The 25760-nt window shown below is 41.3% G+C and carries 12 protein-coding genes; 8 read left to right on the top strand and 4 right to left on the bottom strand.

Going from position 1 to position 25760, the window contains the following annotated elements:
- From DBR40_RS14665 to DBR40_RS14650, 4 genes are all read left to right on the top strand, one after another.
- Nucleotides 1-13461, top strand: coding sequence for a putative Ig domain-containing protein (locus DBR40_RS14665; RefSeq protein ID WP_124560506.1), 13461 nt, complete (start codon nt 1-3; stop codon nt 13459-13461).
- 37 nt (nt 13462-13498) lie between these two features.
- Nucleotides 13499-14500: a PorP/SprF family type IX secretion system membrane protein gene (locus tag DBR40_RS14660; RefSeq protein ID WP_124560505.1), complete on the top strand. Its 1002-nt coding sequence runs from the start codon at nt 13499-13501 to the stop codon at nt 14498-14500.
- Between the two features lie 75 nt (nt 14501-14575).
- Nucleotides 14576-16576 (top strand): OmpA family protein, encoded by a 2001-nt coding sequence (locus tag DBR40_RS14655; RefSeq protein ID WP_124560504.1) that lies wholly within the window; start codon nt 14576-14578, stop codon nt 16574-16576.
- A gap of 110 nt (nt 16577-16686) precedes the next feature.
- Complete coding sequence (locus DBR40_RS14650; RefSeq protein ID WP_124560503.1) at nt 16687-19488, top strand: lantibiotic dehydratase; 2802 nt, start codon at nt 16687-16689, stop codon at nt 19486-19488.
- Here the strand turns inward: DBR40_RS14650 and DBR40_RS14645 are convergent.
- A complete protein-coding gene (locus DBR40_RS14645) occupies nt 19485-20600 on the bottom strand; it encodes a sensor histidine kinase (RefSeq protein WP_124560502.1) in 1116 nt (371 codons plus the stop codon). The genes DBR40_RS14650 and DBR40_RS14645 overlap by 4 nt on opposite strands.
- A 144-nt stretch (nt 20601-20744) precedes the next feature.
- Here DBR40_RS14645 and DBR40_RS26715 point away from each other — a divergent pair, with 144 nt between their 5' ends.
- On the top strand, nt 20745-20891 hold the full coding sequence (locus DBR40_RS26715; protein ID WP_158674056.1) for a hypothetical protein: 147 nt from the start codon (nt 20745-20747) through the stop codon (nt 20889-20891).
- Nucleotides 20892-20991: 100 nt separating this feature from the next.
- Nucleotides 20992-21156: a hypothetical protein gene (locus tag DBR40_RS26710; protein ID WP_158674055.1), complete on the top strand. Its 165-nt coding sequence runs from the start codon at nt 20992-20994 to the stop codon at nt 21154-21156.
- Here DBR40_RS26710 and DBR40_RS14640 read toward each other — a convergent pair.
- Entirely contained in the window at nt 21143-21886 is a 744-nt protein-coding gene (locus DBR40_RS14640; protein WP_124560501.1) for a LytR/AlgR family response regulator transcription factor, read from the bottom strand. The genes DBR40_RS26710 and DBR40_RS14640 overlap by 14 nt on opposite strands.
- Before the next feature lie 387 nt (nt 21887-22273).
- Between DBR40_RS14640 and DBR40_RS14635 the strand changes: the two genes are divergently transcribed.
- Nucleotides 22274-22648 carry a hypothetical protein gene (locus DBR40_RS14635; RefSeq protein ID WP_124560500.1) on the top strand — a complete coding sequence of 125 codons (375 nt, stop codon included), beginning with the start codon at nt 22274-22276 and terminating at the stop codon, nt 22646-22648.
- Nucleotides 22649-22668: 20 nt separating this feature from the next.
- Nucleotides 22669-23163: a type I restriction enzyme HsdR N-terminal domain-containing protein gene (locus DBR40_RS14630; RefSeq protein WP_124560499.1), complete on the top strand. Its 495-nt coding sequence runs from the start codon at nt 22669-22671 to the stop codon at nt 23161-23163.
- A gap of 156 nt (nt 23164-23319) precedes the next feature.
- Here DBR40_RS14630 and htpG read toward each other — a convergent pair whose 3' ends face one another.
- Together htpG and DBR40_RS14620 are read right to left on the bottom strand one after the other, a co-directional pair.
- Complete coding sequence (gene htpG, locus DBR40_RS14625) at nt 23320-25206, bottom strand: molecular chaperone HtpG (RefSeq protein ID WP_199748353.1); 1887 nt, start codon at nt 25204-25206, stop codon at nt 23320-23322.
- A 158-nt stretch (nt 25207-25364) separates the two neighbouring features.
- Complete coding sequence (locus DBR40_RS14620; RefSeq protein ID WP_039471507.1) at nt 25365-25757, bottom strand: PleD family two-component system response regulator; 393 nt, start codon at nt 25755-25757, stop codon at nt 25365-25367.
- Nucleotides 25758-25760: the final 3 nt, after the last annotated feature.

Here is a 25760-nt window from a genome sequence, read left to right as displayed (position 1 = left end):
ATGATGAAAACTCATACTTTTTCGTCCCGAATAGGGATAGTCCGCAATACCTGTGTTGCAATCATCATTTTATTAACGCTCTTCTATTCCAAATCGTATGCGCAAACAAAAGTTTTTGCAAATACTGTATCTGCACAGAGCCATGTAGATAATGCAACAAATGCAACTTTAAACAACAACAACTTCGCAACGGTTAATTCGTATGGTGGAGCGTTGCTTGGTTTAGGTAGCTATAACGGCGAGCTGGAGCTAAAATATCCGGCTGCGGTTTCAGCGGGTATCACCTCTTATATCAGAATAGATTTTGATGGAGATATCCTGAATAGGTTGTTAGGCGGTAGTTTAGGTGGTTTACTAGCCAATGTAGGCGGAACAGTTGTACTGGGGAACCACTCTTTTGAGATTGGGGCCAGAAATGGAAGTACCTCTATTTTAAGCGGAAGCAGTACGGCAGCTTTCTCATCAGAAAATCTACGGTTGGTAAAAGATGCAAATGGCTTCTTTTATGTTGCCATAACGCCAACTCAGGCTTATGACAGAGTATATATAAAAGATGTAACCAATGCTTTATTATTGGGAACATCGAACAGTACTAAAGTATATTATGCATTTTATACTTCCGGAATCGATCCTTGCGCCCAGGCATTTGCCACGGGTTATGAAGGAACAGGAATAACCCTCGATGCGCTTCAACTCGGTAGCTCAGGCGTTACCAATAGCGAAAGGGCAATTGATTCGGATCCCAATAACTTTTCTCAGCTTAGTTTAGGTGTACTTGGCGTGGGCTCATCCATTAGCCAAAATTTTTATTTTGACTCCCCATCGAACGCGGGTGATGATTTTTCGCTAAGATTTAATTCTACAGCAGCTTTATTAACAGCAGGAGTGCTGCAAAATATTACGGTAACCGCTTATAATGGCGGTACTGCGGTTTATACCGGTAATGTAGCTTCAACCATAAATTTAGATCTGCTTGGCCTGCTCAATAGCGGACAAGCGGTCTCAGTACCATTTTCGCCAGGTGTAGCTTTCGATCGTGTAAAAGTTACACTGGGATCGTTAGTTACTTTGAACCTTACACAAACCGTTAATGTGTATGGCGTAACGCGTTCTGCAGGCAGGCCAACCTTTACTGCCCCGGCAAGTAACGCCATAGCCGCATGTTACAATACTACTGTAGCTTTACAGGCTACTACGCCTAGTACCAACGAATTAATTTGGTACGACGTAGTAGAGGGTGGAACTGCGCTACAAACGGTTGCCTATAACGGTACTTTTACTACACCGGCATTAACCGCCAATAAAACTTATTATGTTGCAGCAAGGCGATTAGGTTGTACCGCCGAATCGGCAAGGGTACCTGTAGTAATTACGGTGAATCCACAAATTATTTTTAACGGATCGACCTTAACCAATGCTACGGCAGGTTTTGCTTACGCTAAACAATTAGATGTTGCAACAGGTGGTACACCAGGCTATACTTATGCCTTAGCTGCCGGCAGTACATTGCCAGCCGGTTTAACTTTATCCTCAACAGGTGCCATTACCGGAACGCCAAGTGTAGCCAATATCTACACTTTTTCTGTTGTAGCTAAAGATACCAAAAACTGTACAGCTACCGCGAACTATACTTTAACTGTGACAGCAACTTTGGTACTTACGCCAGGTGCTTTGCCTAACGGTATAACAGGAACAGTATATCCAACTCAAACCATTCCGGCTGCAACAGGTGGAACCGGGCCTTATACTTATTCGGCAACAGGCGTTCCTCCGGGATTAACCTTTAATCCTGCCACCAGAGAAATTAGCGGAACACCAACCCAACCTGGAATTTATACTATCCCGGTTACGGTTGTTGATGCCAATGGCAATACGCTTACTTCTAGCTATACCGTAAAAATTACAGATCCTTTATTGTTACCTGCAGCAACATTAGCTGATGGAACAACAGGAACGGCTTATACTACGCAGGTTATACCGGCTGCAACAGGAGGCACCACGCCTTATACCTATTCGGCAACAGGTCTTCCTCCGGGCTTAACCTTTAACCCATCAACCAGGGCAATTACGGGTACACCAACAACAGCGGGTACTTATACTGTACCGGTTACCGTAACCGATGCTGATGGCAAAACGGTAACAACCAATTATAGCATTAAGGTAAACAATCCTTTATTGTTGCCTGCAGCTACTTTGCCTGATGGAACAGAGGGAGTAGTTTATGCTACCCAAACTTTACCAGCCGCAACAGGTGGTGTTGGTCCGTACACTTATGTGGCTACCGATTTACCTGCTGGATTGGCTTTCAACCCAGCTACCAGAGAAATTACAGGTACACCAACACAGGCGGGTAATTATGCCATTAGTGTTACCGTTACGGATAGCCAGGGTAAAACGGCAAGTAACACATATCCAATTAAAGTAAACGGAACATTAAGTCTGCCAACCAAAACTTTACCGAATGGTATTGTTGGAACATCTTATTTACCACAAACTTTACCGGCGGTAACAGGTGGAACTTCGCCTTATACTTATGCAGCAACTAATCTGCCTCCTGGATTATCGTTTAACCCAACCACAAGAGAAATTACCGGTACGCCAACACAAGGTGGTACTTATAATGTTGCTTTAACTGCAACTGATGTAAATAATAATAAAGCAACAACATCATATACGATCACAGTAACTGTAAATGATCCGGTAGTTGCATCTGCTACAGTATGTTCGGGCAGTACAGCTACCTTAACGGTAAGCAATTTGCAGCCAGGTGTAACTTATAACTGGTATGCCTCAACAGGTAGTACACCATTAGCAACCAACAACAACGGTACTTTTGTTACACCGGCAGTGAGCTCAGCAACTGTGTTCTATGTAGAAGCGGTTTCGGGAACAGCGGTAAGCTCAAGAACATCTGTTTCAGTTTCGGTTAACCCGCCAGCTACTTTGGCAACGGTAACCACCAATAACCAGAATATTAATTCTGGTCAAACCACAACATTAAATGCAACTGCCGATGCAGGCAATACCATTGCCTGGTTTGATGCACCAACAGCTGGAACACAGGTTGGAACAGGAAATTCGTTTACCACTCCGGCTTTAACAGCAACTAAAACTTATTATGTTGAAACAACCAGCGCAAGCGGTTGTAAAAGCGCAAGTCGCGTAGCGGTAACTGTAACCGTAATTAACGGTGGTGGTGCAACAGCTTGTAACGCAGCAAACTCGCAAAACTCTGGAATTACCGGAATTTGTTTATTGTGCGGAATTACCGGTGCCGGAAATTCTACTGATGCTGATGCAAGCAACTTTACGCGGATCAACTTAGCGGTAGGTGTAGGTGCAACAGGTTACCAACAGTTAATTTTCCCTGCGGCAGGTATAGCTACTGATAGCATTCGCTTAGATTTGGCTTTACCGAGCGGCCTGGCTGATGTAGGTTTGCTAAGCAATATCACCGTTACCGTATTTAATGGGACAACGGTTGTAAAAACAACACAAATCAGTGCTTCATTATTAAACCTTCAACTTTTATCGGCTAACCGTTTTGCAGCAACTGTTGCAGCTGGTGGTGTGTATGATAGGGTACAGGTAAGCTTCGGGGCTGTAGTTTCGGCATTAAGCAGCTTAGATATTTATGGTGCAACCGTAGTTTATCCAAATCCAACCTTTATTTCTGGTGCACAAACCATTTGCTCGGGTAGTACTGCAGCATTAAGTGCAACAGCAAACGGTGGTACTACTTTAGCCTGGTTCGATGCGCCTACAGGTGGCACTCAGGTAGGTACCGGAGCAAACTTTACTACTCCGGCTTTAACTGCAACCACTACTTATTATGTACAAGTTAGCAAAGGAAGCTGTTCAAATACAACAAGAGTTCCTGTAACGGTAACTGTTAACCCGGCAATTGTATTTGCAGGCGCAACTTTAACCAATGCAACAATTGCTTCGGCATATAGCAAACAGCTTCCGGTAGCCACAGGTGGTACCGCAGGTTATACTTATGCTTTAGCGGCAGGCAGTACCTTGCCAGCTGGTTTAACTTTATCGCCAAGTGGTTTAGTAAGCGGAACACCAACTGCAACGGGCAACCCAACTTTTGATGTGGTGGTTACCGATAGCAAAAACTGTACAGCAACGGCTACTTTCGCCTTAACTGTAACACCGGCCCTGGCTTTGGCACCTGGTGCATTGCCTAATGGCGTAACAGGTACAGCCTATACTACAAACGGAATTCCGGCTGCAACTGGTGGTACGGGTCCATATACTTATGCAGCAACAGGTGTGCCTCCGGGATTAACCTTTAACCCTGCAACAAGAGAAATTACAGGTACTCCGACACAAACCGGAACCTTTACTATACCGGTTACCGTAACTGATGCCAATGGTAATACCATTACTTCCAGTTACACCCTTAAAGTAACCGATCCGCTGGTATTACCTGCAGCAACTTTGGCTAACGGAACTACCGGAACAGTTTATCCAACACAAACTATTCCGTCGGCAATAGGTGGATCAACACCTTATACTTATGCAGCTACTGGCCTTCCTGCCGGATTAACCTTTAACCCTGCAACCAGAGAAATTACTGGTACACCAACAGCTGCCGGAACGTTCACTGTACCGGTAACGGTTACCGATGCTGACGGAAAAACAGCGACAACCAACTATACCATTACTGTAGTTAATCCTTTATTGTTACCAGCAGCAACCTTGCCTGATGGAACAGAGGGAACAGTATATGCCACACAAACTTTGCCAGCAGCAACAGGTGGCGTTGGTCCATATACTTATGTAGGTACTAACCTCCCTGCCGGATTAACTTTTGATCCTGCAACAAGAACCATTTCGGGCACTCCTACACAAGCCGGAAATTATTCTATTGGCGTAACTGCTACTGATAGCGAAGGCAGAACCGCAAGTAACACTTATGCACTAAAAGTAATTGGTGTACTATCGTTACCAGGTGCAACCTTGCCAAACGGTGTAGTAGGTACTGCTTATCCAACCCAAACTTTACCAGCGGTAACAGGTGGTACCGCACCATATACTTATTTAGCAACAGGCCTTCCTCCGGGATTAAGCTTTAATACCGCAACAAGAGAAATTACAGGTACACCAACTGTAGGCGGAAACTATACCATTTCTTTAACTGCTACCGATGCGAACGGAAACAAAGCAACAACAGCATATAGCTTAACTGTTACCGTTAATGCACCAGTAGTGGCAGCAGCTACGGTTTGTGCCGGCAGCCCTGCTACCTTAAGTGTTAGCAATTTGCAAGCAGGTGTAACTTATAACTGGTATGCATCAACCGGAAGCACGCCACTGGCCACGAACAACAACGGTACTTTTGTAACACCAGCAATAACTTCAGCCACCGTATTTTATGTAGAGGCGGTATCCGGAACTGCAGTAAGTTCGAGAACAGCCGTAAATGTTTCGGTTAACCCGGCTGCAACTTTAGCAACGGTTACAACCAACAGTCAGGTAATTAACAGCGGTCAGTCTACTACTTTATTGGCTACTGCTGATGCGGGTAACACCATTCAATGGTACGATGCTGCAACAGGAGGTACCCAAGTTGGATCAGGTACTTCGTTTACCACACCGGCTTTAACTGCCAATACCACTTATTATGTAGAAACTACCAGCAGCAATGGCTGTAAAAGCGCAAGTCGTGTAGCAGTAACTGTTACTGTTTTAAACGGTGGTGGTGGAACAGCTTGTAATGCTGCCAACGCACAAAATTCGGGTATAAACGGAATTTGTTTATTGTGTGGTATTACCGGTGCAGGAAACTCTACTGATGCCGATGCAACCAACTTTACCAGAATATCGCTGGCGGTAGGTGTAGGCGCTTCGGGTTATCAGCAATTGATATTCCCATCGGCTGGCGTGGCTACCGATAGCTTACGTTTAGATTTAGCCTTGCCAGGTGGCTTGTTAGATTTAACCGCCCTGGGCAACGTTACGGTAAATATCCTGAATGGCTCTACAGTGGTTAGAACGGTTCAGTTAAATTCATCATTATTAAATCTTCAATTACTTTCGGGTAACCGTTTTACGGCAACATTAGCTGCAGGTGGCGTTTATGATAGGGTACAGGTTAGCTTCGGCGGATTAGTTTCGGCTGTAACCAGCTTAGACATATACGGTGCAACTGTAGTTTATCCAAGCCCAACTATAACTGCCGGCGCACAAACCATCTGTGCAGGTAGTACAGCTTCATTAGCGGCAACAGCAAATGGAGGTACTACATTGGCCTGGTTCGATGCTCCAACTGGCGGCACACAACTTACCACTGGCGAAACATACACCACACCAGCTTTAACAGCTACTACTACTTATTATATTCAGGTAAGTAAAGGTTCTTGTCCAAACCCAACACGTGTTCCGGTAACTGTAACGGTAACTCCAGCACTTCCAACACCAGTATTGGCTACTATTGTCAATGTTTGTGAAGGCTCATCAGCTACATTATCTGTTGCCAATCCAGATGCTGCGGTAACTTACAAATGGTATGATGCTGCAGTGGCGGGTAATCTGGTATTTACCGGAGCTGTGTTTCAAACTCCGGTCTTAGCTGCTGCTACAACTTATTATGTAGAAGCATCGCAAGGTAACTGTACCAGTGCTGCACGTGCTGTGGCTGCGGTATCAGTAAACCCTCGTCCGGGATTACCAGTAGTAACCGCTAGCTCATCAACAGTAAGCGCTGGACAGACAGCAATTTTAACAGCAACATCGGCTGATGCAACCAATACCTTTAACTGGTATACTTCTGCTGCTGCAACTACACCGGTATATGTAGGTGCTACTTATGTAACGCCACCATTAATGGCTACCACAACTTATTATGTAGAATCGGTTTCTACCAACGGTTGTGCATCAGCTACGCGTGTACAGGTTACCATTACGGTAGATGGCAGCGGATCTCCAAACCCGGTTCCTTGCGAGGCTGCAACCACGCAGGTTAGCGGTGTTACAGGTGTAGCCTTATTATCGGGTGTATTTAATCCGGCATTGGCTATTGATAACGATACACAAACAGCTTCATCACTGGTAATGCCGGTGGGAGCATTGGGTGCATCTGTTTATCAAAGAGTAGGTTTTGGATCATTATCTAAAGTTGGCGATACCGTACGTGTATTGGTATCATCGCCAGGAAAACTATTATCACTTTCGTTATTAGGCAACGCATCAATCACAACCTATGTTGGAACCAACAGCAATGGTGATTCGAAACTGTTGAATGATAACTTAATTAATATTCAATTGTTAAGCGGCAATACACAGGCTTTAATCACTTTTGTACCAACAACCGTGTTTGATGGTGTAGAAGTTAGGTTAAACTCTGGCTTATTAGGTGCATTAACTTCAATAAACTTAAACTACGCACAACGTATATTGGTTGCTCCAACAGTAACGGCAGCCAATGTTACCGCTTGCGTGGGCTCAACAACCCAATTGCAGGTAAGCAACCCATCAGCAGGATTAACCTACAGATGGTACGATGCTACCGGCACTTATTTAACCGGTAAAGATGGTATTATATTTACCACGCCAGTTTTAACCAGCGACACTAAATTCTATGTTGCAGCAGTTTCTGCAACTGGCTGTGTAAGCTACAAAACAGTAGTTAACGTAACTACTAACCCTGCTCCGGTAACACCTGATTTACTTTCGGCACTGGTAAATACTTGTCCGAATACATCGGTTACCTTCCAGGTTAAAAATCCGGTTGTGGGTACAACTTACAACTGGTACGATAGTGCAGTGTCGAACACCGTATTATTTACTGGTGACAACTTTACTACACCATTAATTACAGCAAATACCAGCTATTTTGTAGCAGCGGTAAATAGCTGTGGTACTTCATCAACCAGAACGGAAGGTAAAATTGTATTGGGTACTATAGATATTCCGGTAATTACGCCACCTTCCGTAACCATCAGCGAAGGTTCGGTTGCAGTGTTAAAAGCAACTTCGAGTACTGCAGGAGCAACCATTAACTGGTATACCACGCCAAATGGTTTGGTGCCAGTATACACCGGTGAAACTTTTGTTACACCGCAATTAACTGCTACTACAACTTACTATGTAGAAGCTACCGTGGCCGGTGGTTGTACAGCTACCAGCAGGGCTACTGTTACGGTTACTGTTATTCCTAATGGTACGCCGGTTACTACACCTTGTGGCGCTGCTACAACAACAGTGGCCAGTGGTGTAACAGGTGTAGCTGTTTTAGCTGGCGTTTTCAACCCAACTTATGCAGTTGATAATGATGTAAATACCGGATCAAGTCTGGTTATCCCGGTAGGTTTATTGGGCGCTTCGGTTTACCACCAGGTTGGTTTTACGGGATTATCGAACGTAGGTGATACCTTAAAAGTGAAAATTACTACGCCTGGAGCATTGCTTTCGGTGGCGGTATTGCCAAACTTAACGGTAACTACTTTCCAGGGAACCACCAGCAATAACGATGCTGTTTCTGTATCTAATCCATTAATCAGCTTAAAACTGTTATCAGGCGGAACTTCTGCAATCTTAAGCTTTGTTCCAACCAGTAAATTCGATGGTGTAGAATTAAGATTAAGCTCTGGATTGCTAGGCGCATTAACTTCAGTTAATTTAGATTATGCGCAACGTGTAATTACGACACCTACAGTAACATCAGCAACTGCAAGTGCTTGTCAGGGTTCGTCGGCTACATTAGGCGTACAAAATCCACAGGCTGGTGTAGTATATAAATGGTACTTAGGCACTACATATCAGGCCGGAAAAGATGGCGCAACTTTCACCACCGACCCAACTTTAACTGCCGGTACTTATACTTATTCGGTAACAGCAACGGCTAATGGTTGCGAAACGGTAGGCACCAAAGTGGTAGTAACCATATTGCCTCCGGCAGCACCTCCAATTGCTTCGACTACCAACCCGGCTACGACTTGTATCGGTACACCTGCAACATTAAGCGTTCAGGCCGTTGCAGGTATCACCTATAACTGGTACGATGCAGCGGTTGGCGGAAACATGTTGGTTACCAACAACAGCAGCTTTACTACCCCAGCATCTCTTGCAGTTGGTCTGCATGATTATTATGTAGAATCGGTAAGTGGAGCAGGTTGTACAAACCCAACCCGTACAAAAGTTTCTATAACCGTTAATCCATCAGCAACTGCTGCCGATTTAACTGTGACCGGAACAACATCATTATGTGCTTCGGGTACAGCAGTACTAACTGCAGCCAGCACTACAGTAACCAGTCCGGTGTTTACCTGGTACAGCGATGCTGCTTTAACACAGGTTGTTAATGTGGGTGCGGTATTCAATACAACAGCCATTACAGTTACTACTAAATACTATGTTACCGTTAGCGGTACAAATAAATGTGCAAATACCCCAGGTAATGCAAAAGAGGTTACGGTTACCGTTAACCCGGTTGCTGGTCCGACTGATATTAATTTAACCGGAATAAGCACCATTTGCGGTGGTTCAACAGTAACCTTAACTGCTACCAGCACTACGGTTACCAACCCAATCTTTACCTGGTATAGCGATGCAGCTTTAACTACGGTTGTAAACACAGGAGCAAGCTTTGTTACGCCTGCACTTAATGCTACCACCACTTATTATGTAACTGTAAAAGGCGATAATAAGTGCGAGAATACAGCTGCTACAGCAAAATCGATTACCATAACAGTTAATCCAAAAGCTACAGATTCAGATATTGCCATCAGCGGAATAACTTCAATTTGTAAAGGATCTACCGCGGCATTATCTGCTTCAACAACAACCGTAATTAATCCGGTATTTACCTGGTACAGTGATGCAACTTTAACTACAGTAGCTTATGTAGGTACAAGCTTTACTACGCCTGCACTAAACGCAACCACTACTTACTATGTAACTGTAAGGGGAGATAATAAATGCGAGAATTTACCGGCTAACGCAAAAGTGGTTACCGTAACGGTTAAAGAGTTTGCTACCGCTGCCGATATTGCCGTAAGCAATGCCCGTATCTGTTCGGGTACTACCGTAATGTTGATGGCTTCGAGCACAACAGTTACGCAACCGGTATTTACTTGGTACAGCGATGCCTCACTAACAAGTGTAGTGTTCACCGGACCAACCTTTACGGTAAACGGCTTAACTGCTACTACCAATTATTATGTAACGGTTAAAGGTGCAAACAAATGCGAAAACGGTGCTGCAGATGCGAAAGTGGTAACGGTTACTGTTAATCCTTTGGCAACCTCAACCGACATTATCCTTAACGGAAGCACAGTGGCCTGTGCCGGATCATCAGCTGTGTTGAGTGCAACATCTCCAACAGTAACTAATCCGGTGTTTACCTGGTACAGCGATGCCGCTTTAACCAATGTAAGTTTCATTGGTGCAAACTATACTACACCAGCTTTAACCAGCACAACTACTTATTATGTAACGGTTAAAGGCGATAATAAATGTGAAAATGCACCTGGTACAGCAAGGGTAATTACCATTACGGTAAATCCAGTGGCAACAGCAGCCGACATTACTGCTGCTAACACCACCATCTGTTCAGGATCTGGTACTACATTGGTAGCCAGCACCACCACAGTTACCAACCCAACCTTTACCTGGTATACCGATGCCAATTTAACATCCGTAGCCTATGTAGGTACATCGTTTGTTACACCAACATTAACTGCAACTACTACTTACTATGTTACAGTTAGAGGTGATAACAAATGTGAAAACTCAAAAATTACTGCTAAAGTAGTAACGGTTACGGTTAATCAAAGTGCTGTTGCTGCAGATGTTACCTTATCAACACCTACATTGATATGTGGATCGGGTACTGCAGTAATCAACGCAAGCTCTACTACGGTTACTAGTCCTGTATTTACCTGGTACAATGATGCTTCACTAACCAGCGTTGCATTTGTAGGTCCAATATTTACAACACCTGCATTAACAACTACTACTACGTATTACGTAACAGTTAAAGGAGCTAATAAATGCGAAAACACAGCTGCTAATGCTGCAAAAGTAACTATCAAGGTTAACCCAATAGCTGTTGCAAGTGATATTCTTGTAAATGGATCGACCAATATTTGTGGCGGATCTGCAGCAGTATTAACAGCCAGCAGTACAACAGTTACCAATCCGGTATTTACCTGGTATAGCGATGCTGCTTTAACTAATGTTGCTTTTGTAGGTGCGGTATTTACAACGCCAACATTAACAGCAAACAAAACCTATTACGTTACAGTAAAAGGCGATAATAAATGCGAAAACAGTGCGGCTACTGCTAAATCTGTAAACATTGTTGTTAACTCCGTAGCATCAGCAACTGATGTAACGGCAGCCGATGCTACAATCTGTTCAGGTTCATCAGCTAGTTTGGTGGCCAGTAGTACAACGGTTACTAACCCAATATTTACCTGGTACAGCGATGCTGCCTTAACAACACCAGTGTTTACAGGCGCTACCTTTAATACACTAGTATTAACGGCAACAACTAAATATTACCTTACTGTAAAAGGAGATAACAGATGCGAAAGTTCTGCCGCCAATGCTAAGGTGGTTACTGTAAATGTAAATGCGGTTGCAACTGCTGCCGATATTACCTTATCAACGCCAGCTAAAGTATGTGGTTCTGGTTCGGTAGTGATCAACGCCAGTTCTACTACAGTTACCAGTCCTGTATTTACCTGGTACAACGATGCCTCACTAACCAGCGTTGCATTTACTGGCCCGATATTCACCACGCTAAACTTAACCACTACAACTACCTATTACGTAACGGTTAAAGGTGCCAACAAATGTGAAAACAGTGTAGCTAATGCTAAGGCAATAACGGTTACTGTTAACCCAATTGCAGTAGCAGCCGATATTACGGTAAATGGTTCTACTTCGGTTTGTGCAAACACAGCAGCTACGTTAGCGGCTACCAGCACAACGGTTACCAACCCAATATTTACCTGGTATAGCGATGCGGCCTTAACTACCGTAGTGTTTACCGGACCAGTATTTGTATCGCCTGCATTAAGCACCAATACTACTTATTATGTAACGGTTAAAGGTGATAACAAATGTGAAAATACGGCTGCAACAGCCAGATCGGTAAATGTAGTGGTTAACGCAACGCCTTCTACACCAACAGTATCTGCTCCGGTAGGTGGTATTTGTGCGGGCGATGCTGCAACATTAACCATTACCAACATTCAGCCAGGAGTAACTTACCAATGGTACGATGCTGCAACCAATGGCAACCTGTTATTCGCAGGTACTACGTTTAATACAACTGCACTTACTGCCACAACCGATTACTACGTAATTGCAACTGGCACCGGCGGCTGTACCAACAATGGTGGCAGGGTTAAAGTAACGGTTACCGTTAATGCAAAACCAACTGTACCAACAGTAGCTTCATCATCGGTAAGTGTTTGTACCGGAAGCCCTGCAGTATTAACCGTTACCAACCCGCAAACGGGAGTTACTTACAACTGGTACACTGCTGCAATTGGCGGGTCGCCAGTTGGAACAGGAGTTAATTTTACTACTCCGACGGTAAATGCCAATGCAACTTATTATGTTGAAGGTGCTAACGGCTCATGTACATCAACCTCAAGAACTCAGGTAAATGTTACCGCCTTGCCAGTACCGGTTGCGCCTGCATCGGTAACAGCAGCAAACGGTACACTTTGCGCAGGTAGCTCAACCATACTAACCGTAAATAATCCGGTAACAGGCTTAGTTTACAGATGGTATGCTTCAAGCTCTGGAGGTGCAATGTTAGCAGAAGGTATTACGTTTACCACCCCTGCATTAAACGCTACTACTATTTACTATGTAGAAAGTATTGCAGTAGGTGGTTGTGCAAGTCCAACCAGAACAGCGGTTACCGTAAATGTACTTCCAGTACTTGATAAGCCTGTGGTAGTGGTACAAAGCACAACACCTAACAGTGTAACATTTGGCTGGGCTGCGGTTGCCAATGCCACAGGTTATGAGGTTTCATTAGACAATGGCTTATCGTGGATTAGTCCAACAAGCGGATCGACTGGAACAAGTTACACCGCGCTAGGCTTAAAACCTGATCAAAGTGTTACCATTATTGTAAGGGCAAAAGGCCAGTTAGATTGCCAAACCAGTGCAAACTCTACTCCGGTTACGGGCAAAGCATCTAATCCTTTTGGAAACCAGGTGTATATACCGAATGCATTTACACCAAATAACGATGGTAAAAACGATGTATTCTTAATCTATGGCAATACCATTGCAAGTGCTAAAATGAGCATTTACACCCAATGGGGTCAATTGATATTCCAATCAGATAACGTTGCTAACGGATGGGACGGAACCTTTAAAGGTGTTAACCAGCCAACAGGTGTGTACGTTTACATGGTTGAAGTAACCTTTGCCGATGGAACAAGTACCCTGAAAAAAGGAACAGTAACGCTGATTAGATAAGAAGAGGATTAATAATAAACAGATAAAATCATAGACCATGAAAATACTATCGGCTTTAAAAATATATGTTGCCATGTTCGGATTACTGCTGTGTACAGCAAAATCCTTTGCGCAAACCGACCCACATTTTTCTCAATATTATGCTTACCCGTTATGGCTGAACCCAGCTTTAACGGGGGTAATTGATGGCGATTACCGTGGTTCGGTAAACTTTAAACAGCAATGGAGTGCGCTAAACAGCTCTTTCTTAACTGGTGGTGCCTCATTCGATATGGCGCCTAAAAAGAACTTCGCATTTGGCGCTACAGTATTAAATCAAAGAGCAGGGGAGCTGGATTTTAACTACCTAACCGCCCTTGTTTCAGGATCGTACCGCTTACGCTTTGGCGCAGAAGGCTTGCAGATGATCAGTTTTGGTTTACAAGCCGGTATTATCAACCGCAGTTTCGACTTCTCGCAAGCCAGGTTTGGTAACCAATTTAACCCGATTTCGGGCTACGACGGTGGCATGATGAGCGGTGAAACTTTATCATCACAATCTTCATTGGTGCCTGATGTTAATGCTGGTGTAATGTTTTTCGATGGTAACCCCAATAAAAGTGTAAACGTTTTCCTGGGGGCAAGTGCTGCACACTTAACGCGCCCAATGGATCGCTTTTCGGGCAGTAATTCAAGAATGCCGGTTCGCGTTACCGCTCATGGTGGTGCAAGAATCCGTGCATCGCAATTGTTAGATATTGTACCGAATGCTTTGGTTATGTACCAGGGAAATACAAACGAGGTTTCGCTAGGTGCCTATGCACAGCTAAACGTTAACCCATCAGCAAATATTTTGTTTGGGGGTAATTACAGGGCTAAAGATGCTGCAATTGCTTTTGTTGGCTTACAGCTAAAAAACATGGTTTTCGGATTGAGCTATGATGTAAATACCTCGAGCTTTAACCGTGCATCAAATAGCAATGGTGGTTTAGAATTGTCTATTTCTTTAATCGGCCGCAACGGAATCATTGGTCCAAACTTCTTTTGCCCACGTTTATAATTATTTCAGATGAAAAAAACATCATGGTTTTCGAATCATGATAGCTTCATCACCATTGAAACCAAATTTAGAAAGATGAAAAAAATATTACTCTTTTTGCTAGTGGCATTTGGCAGTTATGCAAACGCACAGTTTGTAGTAAATTATAAAAAGGTTGCCGATACTTATTTTGAAAATAAGGATTACTATGCGGCATCTACTTTTTATAAACGAGCATTAAAAATTACCGGAGATAGCACTTATGCTATTTTACCCTATGGTAAAGAAAGAAAAACAGCTTCTGATAATAAAGCGATAGAAGATTATGAAGGATCGGTTTATAACCTGGCAGAATCGAGCCGTTTATACCGTGAATTTAACGAAGCCGAAAAATACTATGCAGTTGCCATAACTTTTAGCAATACCCGCTACCGTAAAGCTCTTTTTTATTATGCAGAAAGCTTACGCGCAAATAAAAAGTTCAATCTGGCTATCGACGCTTTTCAGCAATATATCCAAAGAAACGGAAATGATCCGCTGGCTAAAGAGGCACAAAAAGAAATCGAATCCTGTAAATTCGCCATCGAGGAAATGCGTTTTCCACGCATGGTGCAGGTAAAAAAACTTCCTGCTAACGTAAACGGTTTAGGCTCTAACTATGCCCCGGTTAAACTGAATAACGAATTTTATTTTACCTCTTCACGCCCTGTTGCAGTAGCCGGGAAACGCGATTTGGTTAAAACCGATGCAGGCGATGTGCAGGTTTCCACTAAAAGCAACCCTTTCATCAATAACATTTATACCGCTAAAGGTGAATTAAGTGCCAGCGATATTGCTGTTAAAATGGTAGATATCAATTTCCCAAAGAATATTGAAATAGCTGCACCGGCTTTTTCGCCCAATGGCAGTGTGGCTTATTTTACAGCCTGGAAGGACAAAGAAAAATATGGTATTTACAGTGCTAAGAAAACAGGCGATAAGTGGTCAGACCCACAACCAGTTGGTTTGCAGGTAAACAGTAAAGATTTTAATTCTTCGCAACCTTTTGTAACCAGCGACGGTAAATTCCTGCTTTTCTCATCAGATAGGAGCGGTGGTTACGGGAAATTCGATTTATGGTACTGCGCTATCCGCGAAGACGGATCTTTAGGTCAGGCCGTAAACTTTGGTCCGAACATTAATACTGAAGATGATGAGCGTGCGCCTTACTATAATACTTTAACCAAAAAATTATTGTTCAGTACAGATGGCAGAACCGGTTTCGGAGGTCTTGACTTTTTCGAGTCGGAAGGCGATCTGGTTACCTGGTCTACTCCAAAAAACCTGGGCTATCCTTTCAACTCATCAAAAGATGATCTTTATTTCACTGCAACTGATGACAGAGGAACAAGAGGTTATATCAGTTCTGATCGCGAATCATCATGCTGTTTAGAACTTTTTGAGGTGAAAAAAGAGTACCTCTCTATTTCAGGTATTTTAACCGATTGTAAAACCAAAGCACCTTTAGCCGATGCTGCTGTAACCCTCACCAATGCAGAGGGACCGCAAAAGTTTACTACCGGCGCAGACGGTGTTTACAGGTTTAAAGTAGATTCGAAAAGACCAATTAAATTGCTTTTTGCTAAAGACAACTATTTTGCCATTACCCGCAATTACCCATACGAAGAACTTGCCAAAGCAGATACCTTGATTTATAAAGATTATTGCCTTAGTCCTTTTAAACTGGGTATCCCGATGGCTTTGGATAATGTGTATTACGAATTTAACAGCGCTGAGTTAACCGAGCCTTCTAAAAAGGTATTGGATTTCTTAATCCCGATTATGGAAGATAACCCGGAAATGGAAATTGAATTAGGTTCTCATACTGATAATATTGGAACCGACGAATATAATCTCGATCTATCAAACAGAAGAGCTAAATCATGTGTTGATTATCTGGAGAGTAAAGGTATTGCTGCTTCGAGGATGACTTCTAAAGGTTATGGCGAGTCGATGCCGATAGCTCCAAACGAGATTGTGGTTAAACGCAAGAAAAAGGATAATCCTGAAGGCAGGGCCAAAAACAGAAGAACAGAATTTAAAGTAACCAAAAAATAATATAAAATTAGCATCCCGGTGAGCCATCTTCTTTTTAGGAGATGGCTTTTTTGTTTTTATCGCCCTTTTTAAATTAATCTTTGTAATTTTCCGCCTACCATTTAAACACAATGAAACTTCATATCCAACCAACAATAATTTTTAGAACACCTAAGTTTTCATATCAAACAGAACTTACTGATTGTTGGGAGGAGTTAAAAGAAGCTATTTCGATTTCTTCGGCAGCCTTTTACGAAACGATAAAAGAGGTAAAGGCTAGCGAATTAGCCGGTCTTCCACCTAAAATCCATTTTACCATCTGGAAGTATTTTAACAGGTCTAAATTCCGTGCAACCCCTTACGGTACCTTTGCCAGCTTTAGTTTATTGGATAATGGCATAAAGCCCGTTGCTGAACCTATTGTTGTGCAGGAAGCATTGCAGGTACGCGAACTGGTTGACTGGCCGCAAAAAAACAATATCGGGTTTCAGCTGGCCGAAATATTACCTAAAAACTGCATGCTTTTTAGCAACAGCAGCTATTACTTAACACCAAACAGCATTCGCTACATAGCTTGTGCCGATGGAGTGTTTGAGCTGGCAGAACTCGATTACGATAATACAGTAAAGCAGATTTTAGATAGCTGTTTAGCACCTATCAGCGTTAATGATCTGGTTAAGGCACTACAACTGGAGCATACTGAACTTGAAGGTTTATTTGGCTTACTGCAGGATATGCACGACCTGCAACTCATTTTTACTAATTACGACCCTAACATTATAGGCGCTGATTATTTTGAGCGTATTGGCTTTAACGATACTACCGGTCTACCTAAATATCTCCTTGCCCAAAGAGCCGTTCAGTCTGGAAATATTGAAGAGCGATTGCTTCAGGCAATTCCGGCATTAGCTAAATTAATGCAGGATATTTTGCCTGCCAAAGATCAAGGTGCGCTTGGGCAATTTACCACACGTTTTAAAAGGAAATTCGAAGATCAGGAAATTTCGCTATTGGTGGCCTTAGATCCCGAAACGGGCGTGGGCTATGATGAACTGGAACAGGCAGGGCAAAACGACGATTTTATAGCCAGGCTAAATAACAAGCCCTCAAAAAAAACAACAGAAAGCGAGCAGGTTAAAAACCAGTTGCGTGCAAACCTCTCTTCGCAAGGTTTCGAAAAAGGAAAAACCATTTTTTTGAACAAGCTTTCTTTTACGCCGAATGAAAAAATCTTGCCTCTGCCCAATTCGCTGAGTATGATCATGTCAGTTCAAGACGATCTTATTTTTGCCGAGCAGATAGGCGGAGCTACATCAAATGCTTTAACCGGCCGTTTTACGATGGCTGATGAAGCGGTTGAACGTTATACCAAAAGTATTGCCCGTATCGAACAGGAAGCTAACCCTGACGTTTTGTTTTTCGATGTAGCCTATATGGTCGAGACTACTGTGGATAACGTAAACAGGAGAAAACTGATTTATAACCACCAGTTGTCTATCTTAAATTTCGACACATCGGCTGCTCCTTTAGTTTTGAATGATATACAGCTATCGGTACGGGGTACAGAAGTTATACTCCGCTCTAAACGGTTAAATAAGCGGTTAATACCGCGCCTGGCCTCAGCCTATAATTATTCCCGTTCCGATCTTTCGGTATTCAGACTACTTTGCGATTTGCAACACCAGGGTTTGCAGAGCAATCTTTCCATTCCGCTCGATAGCATATTCCCCGATCTGGATTATTATCCGCGCTTGCAGTACCAGAATATCGTTTTGAGCAATAACAAGTGGAAAATCAAAAAGGAAAATCTTTTAGGCGCTGATAAAAAGTATCTGCCGGTTGATCGTTGCCGCGAATACCTGACCAAATTAGGACTAAGCCCATATTTTAAAGCAGGAGTAGCCGATCAGAAGCTGTGTTTTGCACTCGATAGCGATGAAGATCTGAATGCCTTTCTCCAGTACATGCAAAAACAAAGCAGCATTTATTTGGAAGAAGTTACCTTTCCTGAGGAAAGTGCTGTTGTTGATGAAAAATCGAAGCCTTATCTTTCGCAGTTTATCTTAAGTCTTACTCATAACCAACAACTTTATACTGGAATTACAGCCCATGCAGGATCTGCAGCAGTAACCCGTTTTTTTCCGCCGGGTAAGGAGTGGCTGTATTTCGAAATATATTCGCACCAACAGCGGTCAGATCAGGTTTTAGCCGAAGTTATTGCACCTTTCATTGCCAGTCATGAAGCTGATATCAAAACCTGGTTTTTTATAAGGTACAATGAAAATGGAAACCACATCAGGTTTAGGTTGCGGTTGCAAAACGAACTTAGGGCGCAGGCACTAATTGCCGACCTGATGGAAGACCTGGCTATACTTTTAAACAGTGGCCTGGTTTCGGATGTGCAGATTAAAACCTATAAACGGGAGCTTGAGCGTTACGGAAGTGATAATATTGAAAATGTAGAAAAACATTTTGCCGTCGACAGCGCATTTGTACTTTCGCTTTTTGAAACCCAGCCCAATCATTTTGATAAGTATAAACTTTGTGCAGCTTTGGTATCAACGCTGGTTGTTTCGAAAATAACCGACCGCCCAACCCTGTTTAAAATGATTAGCGGAATTTCTGATGCATTTAACCGCGAACATCATTTAGATGCAACTGATTTTAAACAGCTGAACAGTCAGTACCAGGAATTCAGAAAAGCTCCTTTTGGCGGATTAAACGAAGATCAGCAGCAGAACTTTAATGCTTTATCTGCTTCATTGATTGGTATGCTAAAACATACCCAGTCAACACAGCAGGCAAAACTATTTAGCGATTTAATGCACATGCATGTAAACAGGCTGTTTAATAAAGATCAGCGTACGCATGAAATGGTGATGTATTATTTCCTGGTAAAGGAAATTCAGCGTCAAAATGCAATGGCCCGTTAACGGTTTAACCTGGCCATTGGATTTACAATATTTACATCTATTTCTGTAATATACCGGTTTAACGGGTCTTTATAATACCTGAACATATAATCCTCACCATAAAAATTGTTCAGGCGTTTCGCAATATTTTCAATTCCCACATGGTGACTTTCTGTTTGCTTGCCCTTATTATCGTTAATCATGTTGATGGTGGTGATATTCAGGTTATTGTTCTGGTAAACAATCTTTATCTGTGCCGGTTGGGTAGAATGCGAAACATTCCCATGTTTAAAAATGTTCTCTACTAAAGTTAACAGGATAAGAGGTGGAAATCTGAGTCCGAATAAATCTCCGGTTACCTCAAGTTCGAGGTTAATGGTATTGGCGGTACGGAGCTTGTGAAGATTAATCAGGTGCTCAATTTGCTCAATTTCTTCACTTAAAGGAACTACCTCTGATGCTTCAGGCCGTTTAAGGGCATAGCGCATCATTTCGGCAAGGTTCATAATGGCATCAGCAGCCATAGGAGCCTTTTTTCGGGCGTCATTATAAATAAAATTTAAGGTATTAAACAGGAAGTGAGGGTTAATCTGACTGCGCAGGTAATTATTCTGCGATTGTACAAAATCATTTTCCAACGCCTGTTTTTCAATTTGAGTAACCAGGTTCTGCCTTTCCAGCGCCTCTACCTTCTTTCGCTCTTCTAATGATTTATTAATATAAACGTAACCGGTAGCAAAACCAATAAATAATAACGAGCGGTAAATACAGTTTAAAACAAAATTCATACTGAGCGCAAGCGGCACCTCAACCTTAAACAGGTGGAGTTGTACAAGCAGGAGCCCGAGTAAATGGGTAGTAATAATATATGTACAAATGGCAAGTGCAATTAGCAGGAAAATCTTTAAAATTTTTAAGGTGCCCTTACTTCCGTCGAGTACCTTATTCAGAAAAAAGGAGTAGGTATAAAAAACAGAAATATTGGTTAAATAGATTACCACATAAATGGCGGGCGGTTGAAATCTTTTGCTCAGTAAGCCTAGAATAAATACTTCGTAAATGATGTAAATACCCCACACAATTAGATGAGACTTATACTTTTCGTAGAAGGTTTTTAAATTTAAAAGATTCATTTTTTTGCTTTTAATCTATTGAAATGCGGTTTTTATCTCCCAAAAATGGGGGTTTGTGTAAAAAAATAGTGGTAGTTGTTTTTCTGCCGCACCTTTACAGAAATTAATAACAACAATAAAAAATCACATCTAAAATAATATACCATGAAAGCGCAACACACAACTAAACTTGCAAAAAAAACTGTATTTGTTTATAAAAACATTAAAGATCAAAACAACTTCAGTACTAACCCAATTACCGATCAAAGCCAGACTATTGCAACAAACGGTACCTGGATTTTTGCTATCTAGTTAACAGTTCGCTTTTAATAACTTTTAATAATTCACGAACGGGCGATTTTTTTTAATAGCCGTTCTTCATATAATTCTAACATTTAAAGTATATTCAATCATGAAAATGCAACAAACAGCCAAATTGACTAAAAAAACAGTATTCGTTTATAAAAGTATCAAAGACCAAAATAACTTTGAAACCAATCCAATTACCGATCAAAGTCAAACAATTGCCACTAATGGTACCTGGAGCATCATTGTGCTTACTACTACTGGTTTCTAGTCGATTTTAGTAAACTACTTTGAACATAGGCAAAGAAAGCATCTTTATAACCTTCGCCAATTTGTATCATTTCATTGTTTACCAAACGTATAATATTGCCATCAACCTTTTTTATGGCAGTTTTGGCAACAATATTTGATTTGTTTACCCTGATAAACGCATGAGTTTCAAGCGCTTTTTCGATCTCCTTTAATGTAAGGTAGGTTGTATGGGTTTCAGATTTGGTAATTATCTGGATGTAATTTTGCAAAGCCTTGATGTAAAGTATCTCATCAATGGCAATGTTTGAAAAAGCATACTTATGATCGCCTTTAATGTAAAGGGCAGCAACCTGATCAGCTTCTTTCGGAGTAGCTTTTGCAGCGTTGGCCTCTTTCTTTAAAATCCGGTCAATGCCTAATGCAAATTTTGCAAAGGAAATTGGTTTAAGTAAGTATTGATCCGATTGTACATCAAATGCTTGTAGGGCGTAGTCTGGATGTGCGGTAGTAAATATCAGGTATTTCGCTTTCTCTCTGATGTTTTTAGCCAACTCCAGACCGTTTATGCCTGGCATGTCAATGTCCATAAACAATAAATCAATCTCATCGTCAACACTAATTTCTGTAAGTGCCTGTACAGGGCTGGTAAAAGTCTTAAAAACCGTTAAACCAGGCATTTCGGCAATGTGATCCGTTAGTACCTCAATTGCATGTTGCTCGTCGTCAATAACAACGCATTTTAGATTCATGATTATTAAATATGTTTGTTTTTATGATTTGATTGCAAGTTAAATAAAAATGCATTGATTTAATAATAGGGCTAAAAAAAACTTCTCCCCGGTTTTATCTGAAAAAACCGGGGGTTTCGTGTAAAATTCTCCGGGGTTGATGTAAAAAACTTACCAGCCTAACTTCTTTTTCTAATCTTTAAACTGTTTGCCAAAAACAAATAATTGGAAGTGTTAAAAAGCTCCCGATGAAAAACATCTGCCTGCCCAATCTTGTGTAGCCTGTAGATAAGTAAATTAAAAACAGGCCATACAATACTGGGTTAAAAATTAACAATAGAAAAACAAGAAAAGTAAATAATACCGAAAAACAAGAAAAATATTCCCCTACATCTATCTTCCTCTAAAATGAAACACAACGAATACGAGTACTTACTTAATAAGATCTACTACAACGGGATCCTCAAAAAACAGGGGGTGAACGCAGATATTTATCAGAGAATGCAGAATGAGTACAGCAATCTCGATATGAAAAATTTGGTAGAAGGTAAGCTGGATAGCGAATACGCTTTTAGAAAATCTTTTTTGGTTGTGCGTAATTACGTTCAGCAGGCGATTAAAGATGGGATGAAAAGTTTTCAATTTACCATGCGCGCCGGTGATATTACTAAACTGACTTATATGGTTGATATGTTGAACAGGAATTTTTTCGATAAACAAAGTTTAGATCAGATCATCATCACGGCTAACTCGGTATTCAATCAATATAACTTAAAAAATTAACTACCAACAAAGATATTACCATGGAATTAAAAGACGAAATCGGGCAATTTGCCGTAAGAATTAAGAAAATGCTTCCACAAGTTCAATCTGAAGATTTAACGCGGAATGCCTTAGTAATGCCTTTTATTCAAATTTTAGGCTTCGATCCTTCTGAGGTTCAGTCTGAAGCAGTTTTAGATTTTGGGGTTAAGAAAAGTAAAAAGGTAGATTACACCATTATGAAAGATGGCGAGCCAACTATTTTGGTTGAGTGTAAACACCATAACGATAATTTAGATATCCACGATTCGCGCTTATCTAAGTATTTCCGTAAAACAAAAGCTAAATATGGTTTATTAACCAATGGTTTAGTGTACCGTTTTTACACAGAGAAAATGGTTAGATCAAAGAAAAACCAGGAGCCTGCGTTTGAATTTAAAATCACTGATACTAAAGCTGCAACTATTGCTAAAATGATCGAAGAGCATAAAGATTACTTTAATGTAGATCAGAAACAAGGCGTATTAGCCAGCTAATAAAATATTAATTTTAATCTAAGAGTTCCCGAAAATTCTTACCTAAGGTCCTGATGTAAATCGGGACTTTTTTTATGCCTTGATTTTTTATTAAACCACAAAAAAGGGGAGTACCACAAATGGTCTCCCCTTTAAATATATTAGCTTTAAGATTGCTTAAATTAGCTCTACGCTTCTGCTAACGAAAGCAGTTAACTCAGCTCCGGTTAACATGCCTTGTGCCAACAAGGCTAAATCTACTGCTTGCTTAGCTAAGGTACTTTGCTCAGCCTCTTCCGATTTAAGGATTTTACCAATCAACTTATGGTTACCGTTAATGGCAACTTTGTAATTGTCTGGCATCTGGCCATAAAAGCCCATTCCGCCACCCATAGCAGCCATATCTTTCATACGGCGCATAAACTCATCCATTGTAATGGTAACAGGTAACTCTTCAGGGTGTAAAGCCACAATTTCTACATGCATACCAGGTTTGGTAATGGCTTTTTCGAAAATGCCGGTTACTTCCTTAACCTGATCTTCGGTTAAAACGTGCTCGTTTTGCTCATCTTTTTCAATCAGCTTATCAGCAACGCTCGAATCAACACGTTTGATTGATGTTTTTTCAAGCTTCTGCTCTAACTGATTGATGAAATGGTTATCAATTGGCGAATCCAGTACCAGTACATCGTACTCTTTTTTATTGGCCGATTGTATAAAGGCATCCTGTTTAGCAGCATCGTTGGTGTATAAATAAACCACGCTACCATTTTTATCGGTTTGTAAAGGCGATACTTTCTCTTTGTATTCTGGTAAGGTATAAAGCTCGTTTTTGGTGTTGCCAACCAATGCAAAATCTTTAGCCTTATCATAAAATTTCTCTTCGCTAATCATTCCGTATTTAACAAAAAGACCAATGTCTTTCCACTTATCTTCGTAAGCTTTACGGTCTTTTGCAAATAATTCAGCAAGTTTATCGGCTACCTTTTTGGTAATGTAGTTATTGATCTTTTTAACGTTGCTATCGGCCTGTAAGAAACTACGTGATACGTTTAACGGAATATCCGGCGAATCGATTACACCATGCAATAACATCAAAAATTCAGGTACGATATCTTTTACCTCGTCGGTAATAAACACCTGGCGCGAGTATAATTTGATTTTGTTGCGTTGCATTTCAAAGTCGTTTTTCAACTTAGGGAAATACAACACACCGGTTAAGTTAAACGGATAATCTACATTTAAGTGGATCCAGAATAAAGGCTCTTCCGAAAATGGATATAATTCGCGGTAAAAATTCAGGTAATCTTCGTCTGACAAATCTGCAGGCGCTTTTGTCCATATAGGGTTGGTGGTATTGACGATGTTATCAACGGTTACATCGCTGTATTTTGCTTTACCTTCTTCATCAACACCATCTTCAACAGATTCTGTTTTGGTACCAAACTTAATTGGAACAGGCAAAAATTTAGCGTATTTATCAAGAATTTCCTGAAGTTTTGATTCTTCTAAAAACTCTTCCGAATCTTTGTTTACATGCAGGATAATATCTGTACCGCGACTGGTTTTGGTACCTTCGGTAATTTCGAATTCGGTACTGCCATCACAAACCCAACGTGCAGGCTCAGCGTCATCCTGGTATGATAAAGTTTGGATTTCAACCAAATCTGCCACCATAAATGCTGAATAGAAACCTAAACCGAATTTACCGATGATTTCGTTGGCATCTTTGGCGTCTTTGAATTTTTCTACAAACTCGCTTGCACCTGAAAATGCTACCTGGTTAATGTATTTTTTGATTTCTTCGGCAGTCATACCCAAACCATTATCGCTGATGGTAATGGTTTTTGCTTCTTTATCAACAGCAACCTGTACCAATGGCTGGCCAACTTCGCCGTTAAACTGGCCCAAAGAGCCTAATCTTTTAATTTTTTGAACTGCATCTACCGCGTTAGAAACCAACTCACGAAGAAAAATTTCGTTATCAGAGTATAAAAACTTCTTAATTATCGGGAAGATGTTCTCAGTATGTATCGAGATATTTCCTTTTTCCTGTATGCTCATATGTGAATAAATTGTTTAATCTATATCCTTGCATAACAAGGGTTGTTCCAAAGGGTTTTATTTGCCAAAATGACAGATGGAAGAGGGAGAGGGAATGGCGCTAAAAAGAAAGCCAAAAAACGCTGGGTTCTTTGGCTTTAAAATCGTGTATGTTACGCTTAATTCAAAAGAAAACTAGGTTGATCTTCTTCAAGCGAAAGGATTTTTGAAATTTTCTTCAACAACACATCCATCTGGAAAGGTTTAGATAAGAAATCATCCTGACCATAGTTTAGCGTGGTAAAATCTTTGGGATCGTATAAGCCCGAAATCAGTAAAATCGGAATCTTTGAAGTGCTTTCAATAGACTTTAACTGCTCGCACAAAATACGCCCATCTATATGTCCAAGCGAAATATCCAGTAAAATCAAATCAGGGTTAAACTGCGCTATCCGGTTGAAAATTTCTTCCCCGTCATTTAGTGCAGAAACTTTAAAGCCGCCAATTTCCAGTATCAATTGTATGGTTTCTAAAACCTCAATATCATCATCTACTACCAGTATTCTCTTCATATG

The sequence above is a fragment of the Pedobacter sp. KBW01 genome (genome assembly GCF_003852395.1).
Classification (GTDB): Bacteria; Bacteroidota; Bacteroidia; order Sphingobacteriales; family Sphingobacteriaceae; genus Pedobacter.
Note: the sequence above shows the minus strand (reverse complement) of the source record. Positions and strands in the feature narration are given on the sequence as shown.